Source organism: Collimonas pratensis (assembly GCF_001584185.1).
GTDB classification, from domain to species: domain Bacteria; phylum Pseudomonadota; class Gammaproteobacteria; order Burkholderiales; family Burkholderiaceae_D; genus Collimonas; species Collimonas pratensis.
On sequence record NZ_CP013234.1, the window covers coordinates 1489459 to 1511712 of the forward strand.

The following is a 22254-nucleotide window of genomic DNA, read 5'->3' on the forward strand; positions in this document are numbered from 1 at the left end:
TGTTCCAAGTGCAATTGGGACTTGAAACCGGCTTGCGTTTTTTTTAACGGAAGGCTGCAAGTTGCGCCAGTTTCGTCTACCATTTGCTATCGGCAGCACTATTCCAATGACTTTTCACAGAGCATATTTCCTTTCCAGTAAGCATCCTCAACGGCAGAAAACAAGACTGCCGGCCGCCTCCGGGGCGGACCGGTAATTCTTCTGCCCTGGCGTTGCCACATCATTCATCATCGTATCCAGGAGACCATCAACATGAGCACCCCCACCACTCTTTCGGCGGCCGAGCAGGCCCTGCGCGACGCTGCACTGGAATACCACCGCAGTCCGACGCGCGGCAAGATCGCCGTGGTGCCGACCAAGCCTTTGTCGAACCAGCGCGACCTCTCGCTGGCGTATTCGCCCGGCGTGGCCTACGCCTGCCTGGCGATCCACGAAGATCCGGAGATGGCGGTGGAATACACCTCGCGCGCCAACCTGGTCGGTGTCATTACTAACGGCACGGCAGTGCTGGGCCTGGGCGATATCGGGCCGCTGGCCGGCAAGCCGGTGATGGAAGGCAAGGGCTGCCTGTTTCATAATTTCGCCGGCATCGATGTCTTCGATATCGAGCTGGCCGAGCGCGACCCGGACAAGCTGGTCGAGATCATCGCTGCGCTGGAGCCGACCCTGGGCGGCATCAACCTGGAAGACATCAAGGCGCCGGAATGCTTCTACATCGAGAAGAAACTGCGCGAGCGCATGAAGATCCCGGTCTTCCATGACGACCAGCACGGCACCGCGATCATTTCCTCGGCTGCATTGCTGAACGGCCTGGAACTGGTCAACAAGAAAATCGGCGAAGTCAAACTGGTAGCCTCCGGCGCCGGCGCGGCGGCGATTGCCTGCCTCGACCTGATGGTGGAACTGGGCGTCAAGCGCGAAAACATTTTCGTCTGCGATTCGCGCGGCGTGATCCACGACAAACGTGAAGACAAGTTGGACGTATCCAAGCAGCGTTACCTGCAAAAGACTGACGCGCGTACGCTGGCGGATGCAATTGTCGGCGCCGACGTGTTCCTCGGTTGCTCGGCGCCAGGCGTGCTGTCGCAAGACATGGTCAAGGCCATGGGCAGCCAGCCTATCATCCTGGCGCTGGCCAATCCGGAACCGGAAATCCGCCCCGAGCTGGCGCTGGAAGCGCGGCCGGACTGCATCATCGCCACCGGCCGTTCGGACTATCCGAACCAGGTCAACAACGTGCTGTGCTTCCCTTACATTTTCCGTGGCGCGCTGGATTGCGGCGCCACCAGCATCACCGAGGCCATGAAGGTGGCTTGCGTGCGCGAGATCGCCGACCTGACCAAGGCCGAGATCAGCGAAGAAGTGGCCTCGGCTTATGCGGGCCAGGAACTGCAGTTCGGCCCTGAGTACATCATTCCCAAGCCTTTCGATTCGCGCCTGATTCTGCGCATCGCGCCGGCAGTGGCGCGTGCAGCGGAAGAATCGGGCGTGGCGACGCGTCCGATCAAGGACATGGATGCCTACCGCCAGTCGCTGATGCGTTTCGTCAGTCACACCGGCATGTTCATGCGTCCGGTATTCCTGGCTGCGCGCGGCGAACCGCAGCGTATCGTCTACGCCGAGGGCGAAGATGAGCGCGTGCTGCGTGCGGTGCAGATTGCGCTGGAAGAAAAGCTGGTGCGGCCTATCCTGATCGGCCGGCCGGCCGTGATCGAAGCGCGCATCAAACGTGCCGGCCTGCGCTTGCAGGCGGGCCGCGATTTCGAGCTGATCAATCCGGAAGACGACGCCCGTTTCCGCCAGTACTGGGAAGCCTATCACGAGATCAAGGCGCGCGACGGCGTGACGCCGGAGATGGCGAAGTCAACCTTGCGCCGTTCCAACACCACCATAGCTTCGATGCTGGTCAAGCTGGGCGACGCCGACGGTATGCTGTGCGGCCTGGTGGGACGTTTCGACAGTCACCTGGAACACGTCAGCGACATCATCGGCCTGCGTCCGGGCGCCAAGGGTTTTGCCGCCATGAACGGCTTGGTGCTGGATAAGCACACCTTGTTCATCGCCGATACCTTCGTCAATGACGATCCGGATGCCGAGCAGCTGGCCGACATCGCCGCCATGGCGGTGGAAGAAGTGCGCCGCTTCGGTGTGCCGCCCAAGGTGGCTTTCCTGTCGCATTCGATGTTCGGTTCCAGCAACCGGCCGTCGGCCAAGAAAATGCGCGCCGCGCGCGACCTGTTCGTCAAGCGCATGCCGGATGTCGAAGCCGATGGCGAGATGCACGGCGACGCCGCCCTGAGTGCAGAACTGCGCGCGCAGTTCCTGCCGAAATCAACCCTGTCGGGCGACGCCAATGTGCTGATCACGCCAAACCTGGATGCCGCCAACATTCTCTTCAATGTGCTGAAGATGACCGGCGGCCAGGGCGTGACGGTGGGGCCGGTGCTGCTGGGCGCCGCTGCTCCGGTGCATATCCTGAACCCGTCGGCCACCGTGCGTCGCGTCGTCAACATGACGGCGCTGGTGGTGGCAAACGCGATTTCGGCAAAGCAGAAAGTCTGAGCGGCCGGTAGTACCAGCCGCTAGAAAATCCCCGTGACTGCATCTGCAGCGACGGGGATTTTTTTTTGCCTGCGCGGTTATTCTTTATTCAATGGCACCAACGAATTGCTCTGCCTGAGCGCGTGACGCATGATTTTCCTTGGGGGGAACGCGGCCAGCTCTCTATGTAGGTGGATTCCTACAGTCCTTTGCGGTTTGCGCCGATATGTTCCCACCATGGGGCGCGCTAAAGTCAGAGCCTGCCCAAGGCGAAATCTTCGCCTGAGCCCGAGGCTGCGCTTGCCGATGGCCGTTCCGGCCGGCAGTGCGCCTGCAACGCTATCAAGGATTGCTGACATGAGTTTCACCATTGCACCCCGTATCTACTGCATCAACCCGACCCTGGTATCGCGCCAGGGCTGGCCCGCCCTGCTCGACCATTGCGCCAACTTGGGTTTTGATCATGTAATGCTGGCCAATACACTCAATCTGGGCCAGCACGGCGCGGGCGAAGACGGGCTGGAACTGGAACAGTTGACGGCGGCGTGCGCCGAACGCGGTTTGCGCCTGCTGCTCGATATCGTGCTCGATCGGGTCACGCCGGAAGATCCCCTGATCGCGACCTGTCCGCACTGGTTCGACAGCAAGTCCTTATCGGATGACAGTTTGTCTGCAGATGGCCTGCCTCTGCGCATGGAGGACAGCGCCGTGCAACACGGCGTATCGGCGCTTTGGCGCCGACGCTTGCAGGCTTTGCTGGATGCCGGTGTGGCAGGCTTCGTCTGCAGCGTGCCTGCGGCAGTGCCGGCGGCGCTGTGGCAGCCTCTGATGGCGGCGACCCGCGATTATTGTGGTTCTGTCAATTTCCTGGCCTGGACTCCTGGCGCCGCGACCCCACAACTCGATCCTTTGGCCGGCGCTGGTTTCGATGCCGTTTTCTGTCCGGGAGCATGGTGGGACTACCAGGCCACGCGCTACGTGCGCGAGCAGGATAATCTGAGTGGCGTCGCCACCATCATTGCTTTCCCGGAAACGCCTTTCGGTCCTCGTCTGGCGGGCCAACTGAGCCTGACCGATATTCCTTCGCGCCGCCGCGCCAGTCTGCGCGCACTGCGCTTTGCGGCTGCCAGCGGCAACGGCATATTGGTGCCGATGGGTTTTGAATTCGGCTTGACCGTGCCGCTCGATACGGCGCTTACGCCAGTACAGTACGACAGCCTGTGCAAGGAGGCGGAGATCGATTTATGCGACGAAATTCAACAAGCCAATCGTTTCATTGTCGACATCGGACGCTATTTTTTAGGCGCACCGGTTACGTTGCTGCATAGCCCTGGTGGCGGACTGGCCTTGCTTCAACGCAGCACCCGCGCGGGCCTTGGCGGTCCGCGCGACGATAGTGCGCGCTTGTCCTTGCTGATCGTAGTGAATCAAGACCTGTACCAGCCCTGGCAAGGCGATGTCGAGGATATTTTTAGTCACGTTGACGGCTACCTCGGCCAGGCCGACCTGTCGGACTGGAACCAGGGTAGGCCGGAAGCGCAGGCGCTGCCGCAAGGCCCGTTGCTGTTCGAGGCGGCCGAAATCAAGCTGTGGCTGGCGCGGGCCGTCCCGTCGGATGCTGGCAACGGCAACGGCAACGGCGACAGCCGGCAAGCTGCATAAATGGCATAGGTGGCTCAAGCAATGACGCAGCGCTCAGTATTCTGATTGAGCAGCGCAATCAACTGATCGGCATTCAGACGTCCTTTGCCGGCCAGCTTTTGCAGCGCTTCAAAGGCGCGCACCATGCGCCGGTAGATCGAAATCGACGGCTGGTGTGAATGGATATCGCGTCCGGCGAACTTGGGAAAGCGCTGCATGTCCTTGATCAGGAACGAGGCGACGTTGGCATGCTCGAACTCGGTATCGCTGTCGAAGCCCATGAATTTCACTTCCACCTGCTGCGGCGAAATGCTGGCGGCGACCCGGTCCTGGTCGAGCGAGCGCAGCGCGGCGTAGCCGTCTTCGATGGCCGACCACATGTCCAGGATCGCCGCCACTTCTTTCACGATAGGCGGGTCGGAACGGCTATTGCCGTCATACAGGGCGCCGTATTTCCAGCGCAGGCCCCAGGTATTGCCGCTGTCCAGGGCCGAGCGGACGAAGCCGGGGTCGAGTTCGCCGGCGATGCCCAGATGCGCGTGCACTTCGCACAGCATGGTCAAGATCAGTTTTTCCGCATCGCTCAATTCCATCGTCACTCCCATTCAGCCGGATCGCCAGGGTGCGGACCCGGCGAACATTCCTGGCGCATCCTTCGTTACCGTTAGTCGCCTCCGCATTCCTATATACTACAGAATAACTGTATGTTTATACAGTGTTAAAATACTTAAAAATGACGCTTGTTGCGGCATTGAGCCTGCGCGCCCGGAACATGAACAAAACGCTGGAAAACCGTTTCTACTATCTGGACAACTTCGTCACCGTCGTGGCGTCGGTGCGGGCCCGCTATCGTCCTATGCTGAATGACGAAGAGCAGGCTTTCGTCGACGGCTTCGGCAACCTGCCGCAAGCCTCGGCGGCTTTGCTGGTGCGGATGGTGATGCGCAAGGGCGAGCTGTTCCGGCTCAGCAAGCTGCGTTACGACGAAATCGGCTGTGCCGGCAGCGCGGCGGCGCCGCTGGTGGCGGCGGGCTGGGTCGAGCCGCAGCCCTTGCTGGACATAGTGCAGCTGTTTCGCGTGTTGACCAAAGCTGAAATCGCGGCCGCTTTCCCGCAGCTGCGGCAGGTGGCGCGCAAGAGCGAGCAGCTGGAATTCCTGCTGCAGACGGAGAGCGCTGCGGCCGGTGCGCGCAGCCTGCAGCAGTGGTGGCCAGGCGCCGGCGATAGCCTGTTGCAGCTGTGCCAGCCGGTGGCCGCGCTGTGCGACCGCCTGCGCCTGATGTTCTTCGGTAACCTGTATCAGGACTGGTCGGAATTCGTGCTGTCCGAGCTCGGCATCTTCAAATATGAACAGGTCGACCTGTCGCCTGCGGCGCAAGGTTTCAGCCGCCGCCAGGATATCGATGACTACCTGCAGATGTTTGCTTGCCGCGAACGCTTTTTGGGTGGCGAAGACGCGCAGGCCGTAGTGGCCGATATCCCTGCCGCTGCTTATGCGAATCCATGGCTGGAAGAACGCCGCAGCAAGCTGCTGTTCCAGATCGCCCAGCATTACGAACGCATTGGCGAACTGACGCAGGCGTTGCGTTTGTACGCCGGCAGCGACCAGCCCGGCGCCAGGCTGCGGGCGATCCGGGTGCTGGAACGCTGCGGCCAGCCGCAGGCTGCCTTTGCGCTGGCGCAGCAGGCCGGGCAGCAGGTGGAAAGCGAAGCCGAACAACAGCAGCTGCTGCGCGTCATGCCGCGCCTGCGGCGCGCGCTCGGCCATCCCAAGCTGGCGCCGTCTACCGCAACCACCATCGTCCAATATGAAATCGTCCTGCCACGGCCAGATCCGGGCATCTCGGTCGAGAGCGCGCTCGGCCAGCACCTGGCGTGCGCTGATGCGCCGGCCTTGTATGTCGAAAACGCGTTGATCAATTCGCTGTTCGGCCTGCTGTTCTGGGATGCCGTGTTCGCACCTGTGCCGGGGGCATTTTTCCATCCGTTCCAGAGCGGACCGGCCGACCTGCACGGTCCAGATTTCCGTGCCCGCCGGGCATCGCAGTTCGAGGCCGGTTTTGCATTGCTGCACAACGGTGGCTACCGGCAAACCATCCTGCACAATTTCCGCATCAAGGAAAACACCCAATCGCCGTTCGTGTTCTGGGGCGCCATCGATGCGCCATTGCTGGCCCTGGCGCTGGATTGCCTGCCGCCGCGGCACCTGGAAATATGTTTCGAACGTATCCTGCAAGACATCAAGAGCAACCGTTCCGGCCTGCCTGATCTGATCCAGTTCTGGCCGGCGGAGCAGCGCTACCAGATGATTGAAGTCAAAGGCCCGGGCGATCGTCTGCAAGACAACCAGATCCGCTGGCTGGATTACTTTGCGCGGCATGAGATCCCGGTCGCGGTGTATTACGTGCAGTGGGCCGGGGAGAGCGTGTAATGGATGCAATGGCCACAGCCGCTGCGCAATATGTGGTCGCCGTGCGCGCGCTGTGCGAATTCACGGCCAAGCAGGGCGATCTCGACTTGCGCTTCACGCCTTCGCCCACGGCGCAGGAAGGCATCACCGGCCATGCCGTGGTGGCGTCGCGTCGTTCTCCTGGCTATGAAGCGGAAGTCAGCCTGAGCGGCAGCTTCGGCCCCTTGCTGGTGCGCGGCCGCGCCGATGGCTACGATCCGCGCCTCAACCGCCTGGAGGAGGTCAAGACCTATCGCGGCGACCTCGGCCGCATGCCGGACAACCATCGCCACCTGCATTGGGCGCAGGTCCGGATCTACGGCCATCTGCTGTGCCAGAGCCGCGGCCTGGACGAGCTGCAGCTGGCGCTGGTCTACTACGATATCGGCAGCCAGAAAGAGATGCTGCTGACTGAACACCTGACTGCCGATCTGCTGCGGCAATTCTTCGAAGACCATTGCCGGCGCTTCCTGGCCTGGGCCGAACAGGAAATGGCGCATCGCGCGGCGCGCGACCTGCAACTGACGGCGCTGCAGTTCCCGCATGCCGATTTCCGTCCGGGCCAGCGCGTCATGGCGGAAGCGGTCTACAAAAGCGCGGTCAGCGGCCGTTGCCTGCTGGCGCAAGCGCCGACCGGTATCGGCAAGACCATCGGCAGCCTGTTCCCGATGCTGAAAGCGAGCCCGGGCCAGGCACTGGACAAGATTTTTTTTCTAGCCGCCAAGACCTCGGGCCGGGCGCTGGCGCTGGAGGCGGTGACGCGCATCAGGCACAGCGCGCCGGCCTTGCCCTTGCGCGTGCTGGAACTGGTGGCGCGCGACAAGGCTTGCGAACATCCGGACAAAGCCTGCCATGGCGAATCCTGTCCGCTGGCGCAAGGCTTCTACGACCGCCTGCCGCAAGCGCGCAGCGCGGCGATCGAGGCTGGCGCGCTGGACCGCGAGAGCCTGCGCCGGGTGGCCGCCGAACATCGTGTCTGTCCCTATTACCTGAGCCAGGAAATGGCCAGCTGGTCGGACGTGATCGTCGGCGACTATAACTACTATTTCGATATCAGCGCCATGCTGTACGGCATGGCCAGCGTCAATCAGTGGCGGGTCGGGGTGCTGGTGGACGAGGCGCACAACATGATCGACCGTGCGCGCAAGATGTATTCCGCAGAAATGGAATACGGCCAGCTGAAAGCCCTGCGCCGCAACGCGCCGCCGGCGCTCAAGCGCGGGCTGGACCGGGTCAGCAAGCAATGGAACAGCCTGGGCAAGGAGCAGGAAGGCGATTACCTGCATTATGCGGAAATACCGGACGCCTTCGTTGGCGCGCTGCTGCAGGCCGTGGCCGATATCACCGAGTATACGGTGGAGCATCCGGCGGCGATGGACAGCCATCTGCAGCAATTCTATTTCGATGCCTTGCACTTCACTCGCATGGCGGAACTGTTCGGCCCGCATTCGCTGTTCGACATCACGCGCCAAAGCGGGCAGGGCAGCACGCTCTGCATCCGCAATATCGTCCCCGCGCCTTTCCTGGCGCCGCGCTTTGCTGCTGCGCGCAGCACGGTGATGTTTTCCGCCACCTTGAGCCCCTGGCATTTTTACAGCGATACGCTGGGGATGCCGGCCGACACCGCCTGGATCGACGTCCCTTCGCCGTTTACTGCAGACCAGCTGCAAGTGCAACTGGCGACCGGCATCTCGACCCGTTTCCAGCACCGCGAGCGTTCGCTGGCGCCTATCGTCGAGCTGATCGCGCACCAGTACCGGCAGCAGGCCGGTAACTATCTGATGTTTTTCAGCAGTTACGACTACCTGGAAAAAGTCGCCACGCTGTGCGCGGCACAGCATCCGGAGATTCCGCTATGGCTGCAGGCGCGCCGCATGGACGAGCGGGAGAGGGAAGATTTCCTGGCGCGTTTTACCGAGAGCTCGCAGGGAGTCGGCTTTGCGGTGCTGGGCGGCGCCTTTGCCGAAGGCATCGACCTGCCGGGTGCGCGCCTGATCGGCGCTTTCATCGCCACACTGGGGCTGCCGCAGATCAATCCGGTCAATGAACAGATCATGCGCCGCATGGGGGAAACCTTCGGCAACGGTTACGACTACACTTATCTTTATCCCGGCATGCAAAAAGTGGTGCAAGCTGCCGGCCGCGTGATCCGCACCCAGCAGGACCGCGGCGTGGTGTACTTGATCGACGACCGTTTTGCGCGGCCGGAAGTCAGGCAGCTGCTGCCGGCGTGGTGGCATGTTGCATGAACCGCTGCCGCCGTTTTTGCTGATGCCTTAGTCGAACAGCTCTTGCCAGAAGCTTTCCTTTTTCTTGGGACGGCGGTAGTCGTTGTAATGCGAACCATGCTGCGGCGCGCGGTATTCCGGCTGCCTGTGCGCTTGCTGTTGCGGTGGCGGTTGTGACTGCACGCTGACCAGCTCCTGCGTCGATTGCTGGATGATCTTGTCCAGTTCGCCGCGGTCCAGCCAGACCCCGCGGCAACCGGGGCAATAGTCGATTTCAATGCTCTGGCGCTCGCTCATCACGAGCTCCTTGTCTTTACATACAGGGCAATACATAAACGTTCTCCATTATCTTGAAAGTTGACAGGACCGGGCGGCGTACACCCGGCCTGTGGTTTACTCTTTGTTGACGAAGCCCAGCAACTGCAGCAGGCTGGTGAACAAGCTGAAAATCGAGACGAACAGGCTGACGGTCGCCATCACGTAATTGGTTTCGCCGCCGCGCACGATATTGTTGGTTTCAAACAGGATCATGCCGGACATCAGCAATACGAATACCGCCGATACGGTCAACGACAAGGCCGGAATGCTGAAGAACAGCGCCGCCAGTCCTGCCACGAAAGCCACCAGTACGCCCACCGTCAGCATGCCGCCCATGAAGGACAAGTCACGCTTGGTGACCAGCGCGTAGGCCGACATGCCCAGGAAAATAATGGCGGTGCCGGCCAGCGCCATCGTCACCGTCAGGCCGCCGTTGGCCATGCTCAGGTACTTGCTGAGGATCGGACCCAGGGTGTAACCCATGAAGCCGGTCAGCGCGAACACCAAGCCGACGCCGAGCCCGCGGTCGCGGTACTTGGTGACCAGGAACAGCAGGCCAAAGTAACCGACCAGGGTGATGACGATGCCAGGTCCTGGCAGGTTTAGCGCCAGCGCAGCGGCGGCGACGATGGCGCTGAAGCCCAGACACAGCGACAGCAGCAGATAGGTGTTGCGCAAGACCTGGCGTGCGGCGCCGTCCATCACCGTGGTGGCGGCATAAGCGGCGCTGCGGTTGCGCAGGATGTTGTAGCGGTTGTTCATGATGGTCTTTCGTAAATTAAATAACGGCCGGCTCAAGCGCCGGCGCCAGGTACTTGGTGTGGGCAATCGATCGGGTGCGTGCCAGCAGGCGTTCGATGGCATGGGCGGCGCGATGCGCTGCCTGGTCGACCATGGCGGCAATATCGCTGCCTTTTTCCGTGATCACCACGGTCGGCAGGCCATTCAGGGTCAGCTGGATCTGGCATTGCTTGTCGATGCCGCCGCGCGGGCCGTTCTGGTCGCTGATGCGCACCTTCAATGCCTGGATGCTGTAATGCTTTCGGTCCAGCGCAAGACTCAGACGGCTGCTTACATACTCGCGCAGTCTGCGGCTGAGTTTTACACCATTTGCAACGATGGTCGGTTTCATCAAAGACTCCAGTTCGTTTCAGGAGTAATCATCATATAGTCGCGACATGAATTAAAAAAGCGAAGATAATCGAAGAATTACTTCGGAAAAACAGAACAATGAAATCATCCGCACTGAACTTTCGGCATCTGCATTACTTCTGGGTGGTGGCCAAGGAGGGCAGCGTCACGCGCGCCGCCGAACGGCTGGGGCTGGCGGTGCAAACCGTCAGCGCCCAGCTATCGCTGCTGGAGCAGGAAGTCGGCAAGGCGCTGTTGGCGCCGCAAGGACGGCGGCTGGTGCTGACCGAGGCCGGGCGCCTGGCGCTCGGCTATGCCGACCAGATTTTCCTGCTGGGCGAGCAGATGCAGGAGGCGCTGGCGGCGGCCGACGACGAACCGACCATGCGGCTGGCGGTAGGGATTTCCGATTCCTTGCCGAAACTGATCTCGGCGCGCTTGCTGGAAGCCGCTCTGCGCTTGCCGCAGCGGGTCAAGCTGGTGTGCTTTGAAGACAAGTTCGAAGCGCTGCTGGGCGACCTCACACTGCACAAGCTGGACGTGGTGCTGACCGACCGGCCGGCGCCATCCGGCACGGCGCTGCGGGTATTCAGCCATTTGCTGGGTGAAAGCGATATCGCGCTGTTTGGCAGCAAAGAGCTGGCCAAGCGCTATAAGCCCAAGTTCCCGGCCAGTTTGCGCGGCGCACCGCTGCTGCTGCCGACCCGCAATAACGTGATTCGCGGCCGTATCGACCACTGGTTTGAAACCCGTGAATTGAGGCCGGATGTGGTGGGGGAGTTCGACGACAATGCTTTGCTGAACACTTTCGGCCGCAGCGGCCTCGGCCTGTTCCCGGCGCCGTCGGCGCTGGCGGCGGATGTCGAGGAACAGTTCGGCGCCGTGCTGATCGGCCAGCTGGAACAGGTGCACGAGCAGTTTTATGCGGTCTCGAATGAACGCAAGATCAAGCATCCGGCGGTGGAGGCGATCCTGTCGGCCATCCATGGCCGGGTGTTTACCCAGGTCAAGCGCAGGTGACAGCCAGCAGGCATGCTATGCGGTCGACAGGGCGCGCCGGTGTTCGCCCGGACTGCTGCCGGTCCATTTCTTGAAGGCGCGGTGGAAGGCGCTGGGATCGGCAAAACCGAGGTTGATGGCGATCTCTTCGATGCTCAGGGCCGAGCCGCTCAGGTAGTTGATCGCCAGGTCGCGCCGCAGGTTGTCCTTGATCGCCTGGTACGACTGTCCCTCTTGGCTGAGCTTGCGGCGCAGCGTCGAGGCGGGCGTCTGCAGCTGCCGCGACAAGCTGTCGAAATCCGACCATTGATTCATCGGCAGCTGGCGCAGATGACGGCGGATGGTGGCCGCCAGGCTGTCGTGGTTACTGTATTTCACCAGCAGGTTGCCCGGCGCTTCGCGCAAGAAGGCGGGCAGGGTGCGCTGGTTCTGCACGATCGGCAGCGCCAGGCAGGCGGCGTCGAAGGTGATGCTGGTGCGCGCCTGGCCGAAGCGCGCCTGGTCGCAGAAGCGGATTTTGTAATCGAGGCTGGCGGGCGGTTCGTCGCAGCGGAAATCGGCCGACAGCAGCTGGATGCGGCGGCCGATCAGCCAGCTGCCGACGCCATGCACGAACATCAGGAAAGTGGCGTAGGTGAACATGCGGCGCGGGCTGCCGCCTTCGTTGATGACGATGCAGGCCACGCCATCTTGTTGCGACAGGCTGGCCGAGATGTCGTCCAGCACCAGCCGCAGGAAATCCAGCATGCGCGACAGCGCCTTGCCCAGGTTGGCGCTGTGCAGGGCGCTGCGGCACAGCAGGTTGAAGCTGCCGACCCGCATCGGATGGCTGTCCATGCCAAAGAATTCATCATCGGTGGCTTGCGAAATCAGATACCACAGGCGGCCGTAGCTGGCCGCCGCCACCCGCGCGTGCGGCGACGCCAGCAGGCGCGGTGAAATCCCCGCCTGCAGCAGCAAAGCATCGGCATCCATGCCGCGCTGGCGCATGCAATGCAGCGCTTCGCCGACAAGGCCAATGGCGATCGTCCCTTTCTCCCAGTCTTCCATATGATTACCTATAAAACCATTCGACATAGGTGTTGCATTTCCGATCAACCGTAATGATCGCTTTTAACATGGCCTCAAGTCACTAAATATCCTAGACTTAGCCGCAGTAACTCGATTTCTCATGACAACAAAACAAGAACTGACCAAGTCAGTCATTTTAGGTTAGAGGAGAAGATTCATGTCATCAGCTTTCTCAGGCGCGGCTCATGCCGTGCCGGACTATGCGCAGTTCTATGCCGATTTCAAGCTCGACAGCGTGGCTGCCGAACTGGCCGGCAGCCTTGAGACGGGCGTCAATGCCTGCGTCGAATGCTGCGACCGCCACGCTACGCCAGGCCGCATCGCCCTCAACTGGGAAGGCAAGGATGGCCGCAGCGCCAGCTATACCTTCGCCCAGCTACAGGAATTGTCTGGTCGTTTTGCTAATTTCCTGAAGGCGCAGGGCGTACAACCGGGCGACCGCGTCGCCGGCCTGTTGCCGCGCACGCCGGAGCTGCTGGTGGCGATCCTCGGCGCCTGGCGCGCCGGCGCAGTGTACCAGCCGCTGTTCACGGCCTTCGGTTCGAAATCGATCGAGTACCGGGTCGCCGCCAGCGAGGCCAGGCTGATCGTCACCGATGCCGACAATCGCCACAAGCTGGACGAAGTACCGCAATGCCCGCCGGTCATGACGGTCAATGGCGCCAGCGCGCTGGCCGCCGGCGACCTCGGTTTCTGGGACGAGATGGGCAAGCACTCGACCGAATTTTCGCCGGTGATGCGCAAGGCCGAGGATGCTTTCATCATGCTGTTCACCTCCGGCACCACCGGCCCGGCCAAGGGCGTATCGGTGCCGCTGAAGGCGCTGTTGTCGTTCTACGTCTACACCCGTTATGCAGTCGACCTGCGGCCCGAGGATGCCTTCTGGAATATCGCCGATCCGGGCTGGGCCTACGGCCTGTATTACTGCGTGACCGGGCCGCTGATGATGGGTCACGCGATTACTTTTTACGAAGGTTCCTTCACCGTAGAGAGCACCTATCGCATCATCAAGAAATACGGCATCACCAACCTGACCGGCTCGCCGACTGCCTACCGCATGCTGATCGCCGCCGGCGCAGAGGCCGCGGCGCCGGTCAAGGGCCAGTTGCGCGCGGTCAGCAGCGCCGGCGAACCGCTCAACCCGGAGGTGATACGCTGGTTCCGCGAACATCTGGACACGCTGATCAACGATCACTACGGCCAGACCGAAACCGGCATGGTGCTGTGCAATCACCATGGCTTGCAGCACGCGGTGCACATGGGGTCGGCCGGCCTTGCCATGCCGGGTTACCGGCTGGCGGTGATTGACGACGATGAAAAGGAGCTGGGCGTTGGCGAGCCGGGCGTGCTGGCGGTGGACCGTCCGCGTTCGCCCATCTACTGGTTCCAGGGTTACTGGCAACAGGACAACAGCCGCGACCGCAGCGACTACTACGTCACTGGCGATACGGTGGAGCTGAACCAGGACGGCAGCATCAGCTTTATCGGCCGCGGCGACGATATCATTACTTCGTCCGGCTACCGCATAGGTCCCTTCGATGTCGAGAGCGCGCTGCTGGAGCATCCTGCGGTGGTCGAGGCAGCGGTGGTCGGCAAGCCGGATCCGGAGCGCACGGAACTGGTCAAGGCCTTCGTTGTCCTCAACAAGGATTACGCGCCGAGCGCCGCACTGACGGAAGAATTGCAGCAATACGTCAAGCGTCGCCTGGCCGCGCATTCCTATCCGCGCGAAATCGAATTTTTGACGGAATTACCCAAAACCCCCAGCGGCAAACTGCAGCGCTTCATCTTGCGCAACCAGGAAATCGCTAAAGCAAAAATGTAAAGAAGAGAAAATATGCAAATCGAAAACAATGTATTCCTGATTTCCGGCGGCGGCTCAGGCCTCGGCGCGGCCACTGCCGCCATGCTGGTGCAAGGCGGCGCCAAGGTGGTGATTGCCGACATCAACCAGGAAGCCGGCGCTGCGCTGGCGACGCATCTGGGCAGCAATGCGCGCTTTGTCGCCACCGACGTCTGCAGCGAAAGCAGCGCGCAGGAAGCGGTGGACACGGCAGTCAAGGTGTTCGGCGGCCTGCATGGCCTGATCAGCTGCGCCGGCGTAGCGCCGGCCAAGCGCATCGTCGGCAAGGAAGGTCCGCACGGCCTGGAAGACTTTACACGGGTGGTGCAGATCAACCTGATCGGTACCTTTAACATGATGCGCCTGGCGGCTGATGCGATGAGCAAGGGCGAGCCGAATGCAGACGGCGAACGCGGCGTGGTCATCAACACCGCCTCGGTGGCGGCTTTCGACGGCCAGATCGGACAGGCAGCCTACGCTTCCTCCAAGGGCGGCGTGGTGGCGCTGACCTTGCCGGCAGCGCGCGAACTGTCGCGCCATGGCATCCGCGTGATGACGATCGCGCCGGGCATCATGGAAACGCCGATGCTGCTGGGCATGCCGGCGGAAGTGCAGGAAGCGCTGGGGAAAATGGTGCCGTTCCCGCCACGGCTGGGCAAGCCGGCGGAATTCTCGGCGCTGGTGAAGACCATCCTGGAAACGGTTTACCTGAACGGCGAAGTGATCCGCCTGGACGGCGGCATCCGCTTGGCGCCGAAGTAATTGCCTGAAGCGGGCCGGTTCAGCCAGAGCTGGTCCGGCCCGTGCCATCTATCGTTTTACGATTTCCTTGTTGAAGAAATCATAGATGCCGTTCTCGCCCATGCGGCGGGCATCGGCCAGCTCGCCCGCCTTGGTCGAATAGACGATCTGGTTGTCCGGGCTGAGCAGCACTGCCGCCGGAATGCCTTTCTTGATCGGGTTGCCGTAAGACTGGGCAACATCGAGATTCTTGTCGAAATTGCCGACATCGACCTTCACCAGAATGAATTTGCCATCGATCAGCGCCGCGCTCTTGCCGTGCAGCGCCTTGTCCAGTTCGCGGCAATCGGTGCACCAGTTGGCGCCGAACACCAGGATCACCTGCTTTTTGCTGGCCTGCGCCTGGCTCAGGGCCTGGCTGACGTCGGCCTTGGCATCGGCTTTTTCATCGTAGGGAAGGTTGGCCGCCGATACCGCCTGCGCCAGCAGCAAGCCCAGGCACAGCGCAAAGAATTTTTTCATGATGCGATCCTCGATAGTTCTGAATGGTTACAGTTGAATGAACATCCGCCGCCGGCCGGATGTTTTACGGAGTTGGTTGCGTATTCGTGTATATATTTGAGAGTATATTTCGTTTTGGCAATTGACGGTGCCGCCCGGTATTTCGGCTTGAGCATATTGAACGATAAGGCCGGGTTTCAATCTGAACAAGCGCATTCCGCCGTAAAGTACCGTGAGTTTGCCAAATTATGGCAAACTGCGGGCTGATTTTGGGAGCCTCGCGTTGAGCATCATAAAAAATTTACCATTTGAGTGGCTGGTCGGCATCCGCTATACCCGTGCGGGCAAGCGCAGCGGCCGCAACAGCTTCATTTCCTTCATTTCCCTGATTTCCATGGCTGGCATCGCCCTGGGGGTGGCCGCGCTGATCGTGGTGCTGTCGGTGATGAACGGCTTCCAGAAAGATGTGCGCGACCGCATGCTGTCGGTGCTGGCGCATATCGAAGTGTTCGACGCTTCCGGTTCCATGAAAAATTGGGAAGAAGTCGCAGCACAAGCTTTCAAGAACAAGGAAGTGATCGGCGCCGCCCCGTATGTCGATGCGCAAGCCATGCTGGTGCGCGACGGCGTCCTGCGCGGCGTGGCGATACGCGGCGTCTTGCCGGCCGAGGAGCCGAAGGTGTCGGATGTCGCCAAGAAGGTCAAGCAAGGCAGTTTCAACGACCTGAAAGCGGGCGAATTCAATATCGTACTGGGGATAGAGCTGGCGCATGCCTTGAGCGTCGGCATCGGCGACAAGGTGACGCTGATGGCGGCGCAAGGGCAGGTGACGCCGGCCGGCGTGATTCCGCGCCTGCGTCAGTTTACGGTGGCAGGGATTTTCGAGGCCGGCCATTATGAATACGATTCGACCCTGGCCTTCATCCACCTGGACGATGCAGAAAAGATGTTCCGCCAGGATTCGCCCTCCGGCGTGCGCCTGAAGGTCACCGACATGCTGGAAGCACCGCAGATCGTGCAGCAGCTGGCGACCACGCTGCCGCCCAATCTCTACCTGCGCGACTGGACCCAGCAGAACAGCAACTGGTTCGCCGCGGTCAAGACCGAGAAGCGCATGATGTTCATCATCCTCACCCTGATCATTGCCGTGGCCGCCTTCAACCTGGTGTCGACGCTGGTGATGACGGTGACCGACAAGCAGGCTGATATCGCGATCCTGCGCACCCTGGGCGCCTCGCCTGGCTCGATCATGAAGATCTTCATGATCCAGGGCGCGCTGGTGGGCCTGATCGGCACCGCGATCGGCGTCGGCGCTGGAGTGCTGGTGGCGCTGAATATCGACGTCATCGTGCCGTTCATCGAAAACCTGCTGCACGTGCAGTTCCTGCCGAAGAGCGTGTATGTGATCACTGAGTTGCCGTCCGACCTGCGCTGGCCGGATGTCTGGACCATCGGCGGCGTCGCCGTGGTGCTGGCCTTCCTGGCGACCCTGTACCCGAGCTGGTGGGCTGCCCGGGTGAAACCTGCCGAGGCATTGCGTTATGAGTAATACAACCAATACAACCAATACAAGTAATCAAAACAATCATCCGGTGGTGCTGTCTTGCCGCGGCCTGGGCAAGACCTTTACTCAAGGCAGTTACTCGGTCAAGGTCTTGAACGGCATCGATATCGACGTCGTCAAGGGCGAGCAGGTCGCCATCGTCGGCGCTTCCGGTTCCGGCAAGTCGACCCTGTTGCATCTGCTGGGCGGCCTGGATACACCGAGCGCCGGCAATGTCAGCCTGCTTGGCAAGGACTTCACCACATTGGGAGAAAAGACCCGCGGCGATTTGCGCAACAATGCCTTGGGCTTCGTCTACCAGTTCCATCATCTGTTGCCGGAGTTTTCCGCGTTGGACAACGTCGCCATGCCGCTCATGATCCGCCGCCTCAAGCGCAGCGATGCGCAGCAGCAGGCGCGCGAGATCCTGGCGCGGGTTGGCCTGGCGGAACGGGTAATCCATGTGCCGGGCGAATTGTCCGGCGGCGAACGCCAACGGGTGGCACTGGCGCGGGCGCTGGTGACCCGGCCGGCCTGCGTGCTGGCCGACGAGCCGACCGGTAACCTCGACCGCGCTACCGCGCAAATGACTTTCGACCTGATGCTGGAATTGTCGCAGACGCTGGGCACCGCCTTCGTCATCGTCACCCACGACATCGAGCTGGCGCGTCGCTGCGGCCGCATCCTGCGCCTCTCGGAGCGCGGGCTGGAGCCGTACCAGGACTAAACAAGGAAATTAGCTCTGGTAGGGTGGGCACCTGTGCCCACGCGGAAATGGCGAGACGCGTAGTTTGAGACGCGAAAGCACTGCGTGGGCACAGGTGCCCACCCTACGGCACTACCGTGCCAAAAGGAAATCAGGAAGCCGGCGTCGCCAGATTGCCGGCTTTTTTATTTTGCGTTTGCAGACTGCCGAAGAACAAGGCGTACTGGCGCGTGAACTGGGCGCCGAAGAAGAAAATCTGCGCCGAATAATAAATCCATAGCAGCAGCGCGATCACCGAACCGGCTGCGCCGTAGCTGGAGGCGACGCCGCTGTTGCCGAGGTAGATGCCGATCAGGTATTTGCCGAGCACGAACAGGGCGGCGGTGCCGATCGAGCCGATCCAGACATCGCGCCAGGGTAGTTTGGTCTGCGGCAGCATCTTGTAGATCGAGGCGAACAGGCTGGCGATGACGGCGAAGGCGAACAGCTGCGACAGCGGCGAAAAGATGGTGGTGACGCTGACCCAGGTGCCGCCCAGGTACTTGGCCAGCAGCGCCAGCGCCGCGCTGACCACCAGCGAGGTCAGCAGCAGGAAGGCCAGCACCAGGATCAGGCCGAACGACAGCAGCCGGGTGCGGATCAGCGACATGATGCCGGACTGGCGGGTACGTTCCACGTACCAGATTTCGTCCAGGCTATCCTTCAGTTCGGAAAATACGGTAGTGGCGCCGACCAGCAGCACCACCACGGCGATCAGCGCGGCCACCGGCCCGGACTGGTTCTTGTGGGCCGCGGCCAGCAGCAGCTGAATGGCGTCGGCGCCGGTCGAGCCGATCAGGCCGGACAGTTGGCCGAAAATTTCCCCGCGCGCGGCCTGTTCGCCGAATACCGCACCGGCGATGGCGATCACCAGGATCAGCATCGGCGCCATCGAGAACAGGGTGTAGAAGGCCAGCGCTGCGCCCTTGCTGCCGGAGCGTTGCTTGAACCACTCGTTCAGGGTGCTGGCCAGCATGGCCTGGACGCGGCGGCGCTCGGGGAGTTTGATCATGGTTGCGGTCTTCTTTCAGAAATGCCTGCAGTCCTACCTGCCGAAGCGGCTGTGTTCAAAGCGCGGATCGGGGCCGTTTTCCAGTTTGCGCACGATGCCGCTGTCGTCGAAATACACGGTCATCTCCGAATTCCAGACGCCGGCTTCCTTGTAGGCGTAGTTCCAGCCGTTCAGCTTGACCCGGTCGTAATAGACGGTTTCGAAAGGCTTGCCTATGGTGCGCAGCACATCGGCCTGGTTGAACTGGCCGACCTTGATGGTGGCGAATTTCTCCAGGGTCAAAACTTGCTCGTATGAAATTAATTTTTGGTCGGGGCCGATTTTCGCCATATAGGTTGCCTGGCCGAAAGGACCGCGCGCATATTCCAATAATACATCATTGCCGTCCTGATAAGTTCCAGTGGGTTTGCCCAGGCGCGCCAGCACCTGCGCTTCGGGTTCGCCCGGGTTGACCGGCGGCGCCAGCAGCGAGGCGCAACCGCCCAGGCTGAGCAGCAGGCCGGCTAGCAGGGCAGGAAAGAGTTGCTTCATGGCTATACTCCAAAATTGATTGTTGTTCGTGTCACGCTAAGTAATTGAATCCGCAGGTTTTTTGCTATATACTGCGCGTCTGGTCAAGTTTGACCGGATTTTTTAATTGTTTGTTCACGGTGCATAGGGTTGCGTACTCTGTACACCGCTTGTGAAAGGTAAAGCATGACTATCGAAAAAACAGCCAAGGCCGCTATTATCACTGATAATGCGCGCGGTCAAAACGACACCGGCTCCCCGGAAGTGCAAGTTGCGCTGCTGACAGCCCGTATCAACGACCTGAACGGTCACTTCAAAGCCCACGCCAAGGATCACCATTCCCGCCGCGGCCTGATCATGATGGTTAACCGTCGTAAAAGCCTGCTGTCCTACCTCAAAGGTAAGGACCTGAACCGTTACCGCTCGCTGATCGAAAAACTCGGCTTGCGTAAGTAATAGTAAGTGCGCGACTCATCGTCGGCCGACGTTATTTTCTGCGACATCCTGTTTCGATATTTCGCGACGATGTCCTTGGTCCGTCGATAAGTTGAAAAAAATGCCTGTATCAGTCTCTGATGCGGGCATTTTTGCTTTTGGCAGCAGCTTTTTTGCAGCTTATCTGCACAAGTGTTAAGAAATTAGTTCTATGCAAGGAGATGACACTCGCTGGCAATGCCAGCGTTGCAGTCGTCTGTGGTGAGGTGAACGACAGCGCCTGAAAATCTGTCGGCAAAATGAAAGGATATATTGTGTTTAATAAAGTTACGAAGACATTCCAGTATGGTCAGCATCAGGTCACCCTGGAAACTGGCGAGATCGCTCGTCAAGCCTCCGGCGCAGTGCTGGTATCGATCGAAGATACCGTTGTGCTGGCTACCGTTGTGGCACGCAAAGATGCCAAGCCAGGTCAGGATTTTTTCCCACTGACCGTTGATTACGTTGAAAAGACATACGCAGCTGGCCGTATCCCAGGCGGTTTCTTCAAGCGCGAAGGCCGTCCTTCCGAAAAAGAAACCCTGACATCGCGCCTGATCGATCGTCCGATCCGCCCGCTGTTCCCAGAAGGTTACCTGAATGAAGTGCAAGTCATCATTCACGTGCTGTCGGTCAATCCAGAAATCGATCCAGACATCGCTGCAATGATCGGCGCATCGGCTGCCTTGTCGGTTGCCGGCATTCCTTTCGCCGGCCCGGTCGGCGCTGCGCGCGTTGGTTACATCGACGGCCAGTACGTGCTGAACCCGACCACATCGCAACTGGCCAAGTCGGCCATGGACCTGGTGGTTGCCGGTACTGAAACCGCCGTGCTGATGGTGGAATCGGAAGCCAAGCAATTGTCGGAAGAAATCATGCTGGGCGCGGTTGTATTCGGCCACGAGCAATCGAAGGCAGTGATCGACGCCATCCATGAACTGGTGCGCGACGGCGGCAAGCCTGAAGTCGAATGGAGCCCGGCGCCAAAGAACGACGCCCTGATCGCACGCGTTGCGCATTTCGGCGAAGCCAAGCTGCGCGAAGCTTACCAGACCAAAGACAAGCAAGCCCGCACCACCAAGCTGAAAGACGCTACTGCCGAAGTCAACGCGGCACTGGCTGCGGAAGCTGCATCGATCGGCGGCAATGCGCCTGATTCGTCGGAAGTCAGCGGCATCCTGTTTGACCTGGAAGCCAAGATCGTCCGTTCGCAGATCCTCGAAGGCGAGCCACGCATCGACGGCCGCGATACACGTACCGTGCGTCCGATCACCATCCGTACCGGCGTCCTGCCGCGTACCCACGGTTCGGCACTGTTCACCCGTGGCGAAACCCAGGCGCTGGTAGTTGCCACGCTGGGCACCGCACGCGACGAACAGAAGATCGACGCGCTGATGGGCGAGTACTCGGACCGCTTCATGCTGCATTACAACATGCCACCGTTCGCTACTGGCGAAACCGGCCGCGTTGGTACGCCAAAGCGCCGCGAAATCGGTCACGGCCGTCTGGCCAAGCGCGCTCTGCAGGCAGCACTGCCGGCGCCGGAAGATTTCAGCTACTCGGTACGCCTGGTATCGGAAATCACCGAATCCAACGGTTCCTCGTCGATGGCTTCGGTCTGCGGCGGCTGCCTGGCGCTGATGGACGCAGGTGTGCCGATGCAAGCGCACGTGGCTGGTATCGCCATGGGCCTGATCAAGGACGGCAGCAAGTTCGCCGTCTTGACCGACATCTTGGGTGATGAAGATCACCTCGGCGACATGGACTTCAAGGTAGCTGGTACAGCTAACGGTATCACTGCTCTGCAGATGGATATCAAGATCCAGGGCATCACCAAGGAAATCATGCAGGTCGCTTTGGCGCAAGCCAAGGAAGGCCGTATCCATATCCTGGGTAAGATGCAGGAAGCGGTACCGCACGGTAAGACCGAGCTGTCCGACTTCGCTCCGCGCCTGATCACCATCAAGATCAATCCGGAAAAAATCCGTGACGTGATCGGCAAGGGCGGCGCTGTGATCCGCGCGCTGACCGAAGAAACCGGCACCCAGATCGATATCAGCGACGAAGGCGTCGTCACTATCGCTTCGGTGGATGCAGCTGCAGGCCAGGAAGCCAAGCGCCGTATCGAAGAACTGACTGCTTCGGTTGAAGTAGGCAAGGTCTACGAAGGCACGGTCCTGAAACTGTTGGACTTCGGTGCAATCGTCCAGGTATTGCCGGGCAAAGACGGTCTGCTGCACATCAGCCAGATCGCCAATGAGCGCGTGAATGCCGTCGCCGACTACCTGAAAGAAGGCCAGCAAGTGCGCGTCAAGGTTCTCGAGACCGACGACCGCGGCCGTCTGAAACTGTCGATGAAGGCAGCCCAGTCTGACGAAGGCGGCGAAGCTGCTCCGGCAGCGGCGCAGTAATCTAGCTAGCTGTATGAAAAACGCCCGGGATGCTGATGCATCCCGGGCGTTTTTACGTTTACCAGCCACAAAGAAGTAGAAGTAGGGTGGGCAGGA

Annotated in this window: 19 protein-coding genes; 11 read left to right on the forward strand and 8 right to left on the reverse strand. The window is 60.8% G+C overall.

The genetic code is table 11. From position 1 onward, the window contains the following. Positions 1-252: 252 nt before the first annotated feature. Both CPter91_RS06765 and CPter91_RS06770 read left to right on the forward strand, forming a co-directional pair. On the forward strand, positions 253-2562 hold the full coding sequence (locus CPter91_RS06765; protein ID WP_061938652.1) for an NADP-dependent malic enzyme: 2310 nt from the start codon (positions 253-255) through the stop codon (positions 2560-2562). A 336-nt stretch (positions 2563-2898) separates the two neighbouring features. Then, positions 2899-4203: a hypothetical protein gene (locus CPter91_RS06770; RefSeq protein WP_061938655.1), complete on the forward strand. Its 1305-nt coding sequence runs from the start codon at positions 2899-2901 to the stop codon at positions 4201-4203. A 14-nt stretch (positions 4204-4217) separates the two neighbouring features. Here CPter91_RS06770 and CPter91_RS06775 read toward each other — a convergent pair whose 3' ends face one another. Continuing rightward, a complete protein-coding gene (locus CPter91_RS06775) occupies positions 4218-4775 on the reverse strand; it encodes a YfbU family protein (protein ID WP_061938658.1) in 558 nt (185 codons plus the stop codon). A 179-nt stretch (positions 4776-4954) separates the two neighbouring features. Here CPter91_RS06775 and CPter91_RS06780 point away from each other — a divergent pair, with 179 nt between their 5' ends. Continuing rightward, on the forward strand, positions 4955-6613 hold the full coding sequence (locus tag CPter91_RS06780; protein ID WP_061938661.1) for a VRR-NUC domain-containing protein: 1659 nt from the start codon (positions 4955-4957) through the stop codon (positions 6611-6613). After that, entirely contained in the window at positions 6613-8880 is a 2268-nt protein-coding gene (locus CPter91_RS06785) for an ATP-dependent DNA helicase (RefSeq protein ID WP_061938664.1), read from the forward strand. The genes CPter91_RS06780 and CPter91_RS06785 overlap by 1 nt, the downstream gene beginning before the upstream one ends. 27 nt (positions 8881-8907) lie before the next feature. Here the strand turns inward: CPter91_RS06785 and CPter91_RS06790 are convergent, their stop codons facing one another. From CPter91_RS06790 to CPter91_RS06800, 3 genes are read right to left on the reverse strand one after another with little or no spacing between them, the layout of a single operon-like run. Further along, complete coding sequence (locus tag CPter91_RS06790) at positions 8908-9192, reverse strand: TFIIB-type zinc ribbon-containing protein (protein WP_061938668.1); 285 nt, start codon at positions 9190-9192, stop codon at positions 8908-8910. Positions 9193-9252: 60 nt separating this feature from the next. Continuing rightward, positions 9253-9939, reverse strand: a complete 687-nt coding sequence (locus tag CPter91_RS06795) for a Bax inhibitor-1/YccA family protein (RefSeq protein ID WP_061938671.1) — start codon at positions 9937-9939, stop codon at positions 9253-9255. 16 nt (positions 9940-9955) lie between these two features. Continuing rightward, positions 9956-10309, reverse strand: a complete 354-nt coding sequence (locus CPter91_RS06800) for an HPF/RaiA family ribosome-associated protein (RefSeq protein ID WP_061938674.1) — start codon at positions 10307-10309, stop codon at positions 9956-9958. 98 nt (positions 10310-10407) lie between these two features. Here CPter91_RS06800 and nhaR point away from each other — a divergent pair, with 98 nt between their 5' ends. Further along, the gene (gene nhaR, locus CPter91_RS06805; RefSeq protein WP_061938677.1) at positions 10408-11328 is read left to right on the forward strand and encodes a transcriptional activator NhaR; all 921 of its coding nucleotides are present in this window, start codon (positions 10408-10410) and stop codon (positions 11326-11328) included. A 15-nt stretch (positions 11329-11343) separates the two neighbouring features. On the opposite strand, the gene CPter91_RS06810 is transcribed toward nhaR, so the two are convergent. After that, the gene (locus tag CPter91_RS06810) at positions 11344-12357 is read right to left on the reverse strand and encodes an AraC family transcriptional regulator (RefSeq protein WP_061938680.1); all 1014 of its coding nucleotides are present in this window, start codon (positions 12355-12357) and stop codon (positions 11344-11346) included. 178 nt (positions 12358-12535) lie between these two features. Between CPter91_RS06810 and CPter91_RS06815 the strand changes: the two genes are divergently transcribed. Both CPter91_RS06815 and CPter91_RS06820 read left to right on the forward strand, forming a co-directional pair. Beyond that, complete coding sequence (locus CPter91_RS06815) at positions 12536-14203, forward strand: AMP-binding protein (RefSeq protein ID WP_082792662.1); 1668 nt, start codon at positions 12536-12538, stop codon at positions 14201-14203. A 12-nt stretch (positions 14204-14215) separates the two neighbouring features. Beyond that, positions 14216-14983: an SDR family NAD(P)-dependent oxidoreductase gene (locus CPter91_RS06820; RefSeq protein ID WP_061938685.1), complete on the forward strand. Its 768-nt coding sequence runs from the start codon at positions 14216-14218 to the stop codon at positions 14981-14983. 48 nt (positions 14984-15031) lie between these two features. Here the strand turns inward: CPter91_RS06820 and CPter91_RS06825 are convergent, their stop codons facing one another. Next, entirely contained in the window at positions 15032-15484 is a 453-nt protein-coding gene (locus CPter91_RS06825) for a thioredoxin family protein (RefSeq protein WP_061938687.1), read from the reverse strand. Between the two features lie 262 nt (positions 15485-15746). On the opposite strand from CPter91_RS06825, the gene CPter91_RS06830 reads away from it, so the two are divergent. Both CPter91_RS06830 and lolD read left to right on the forward strand, forming a co-directional pair. Continuing rightward, positions 15747-17012, forward strand: coding sequence for a lipoprotein-releasing ABC transporter permease subunit (locus CPter91_RS06830; RefSeq protein WP_061938690.1), 1266 nt, complete (start codon positions 15747-15749; stop codon positions 17010-17012). Beyond that, on the forward strand, positions 17005-17733 hold the full coding sequence (gene lolD / locus CPter91_RS06835; protein ID WP_061938693.1) for a lipoprotein-releasing ABC transporter ATP-binding protein LolD: 729 nt from the start codon (positions 17005-17007) through the stop codon (positions 17731-17733). Before CPter91_RS06830 ends, lolD begins: the two co-directional genes overlap by 8 nt. A gap of 130 nt (positions 17734-17863) precedes the next feature. Here lolD and CPter91_RS06840 read toward each other — a convergent pair whose 3' ends face one another. Further along, complete coding sequence (locus tag CPter91_RS06840; RefSeq protein ID WP_061938697.1) at positions 17864-18763, reverse strand: YihY/virulence factor BrkB family protein; 900 nt, start codon at positions 18761-18763, stop codon at positions 17864-17866. A 33-nt stretch (positions 18764-18796) separates the two neighbouring features. Then, entirely contained in the window at positions 18797-19294 is a 498-nt protein-coding gene (gene bamE / locus CPter91_RS06845; protein ID WP_061938700.1) for an outer membrane protein assembly factor BamE domain-containing protein, read from the reverse strand. A 165-nt stretch (positions 19295-19459) separates the two neighbouring features. Here bamE and rpsO point away from each other — a divergent pair, with 165 nt between their 5' ends. Next, positions 19460-19729 carry a 30S ribosomal protein S15 gene (gene rpsO / locus CPter91_RS06850; RefSeq protein ID WP_014007042.1) on the forward strand — a complete coding sequence of 90 codons (270 nt, stop codon included), beginning with the start codon at positions 19460-19462 and terminating at the stop codon, positions 19727-19729. Between the two features lie 293 nt (positions 19730-20022). Then, complete coding sequence (gene pnp / locus CPter91_RS06855) at positions 20023-22158, forward strand: polyribonucleotide nucleotidyltransferase (RefSeq protein WP_061945921.1); 2136 nt, start codon at positions 20023-20025, stop codon at positions 22156-22158. Positions 22159-22254 lie beyond the last annotated feature (96 nt).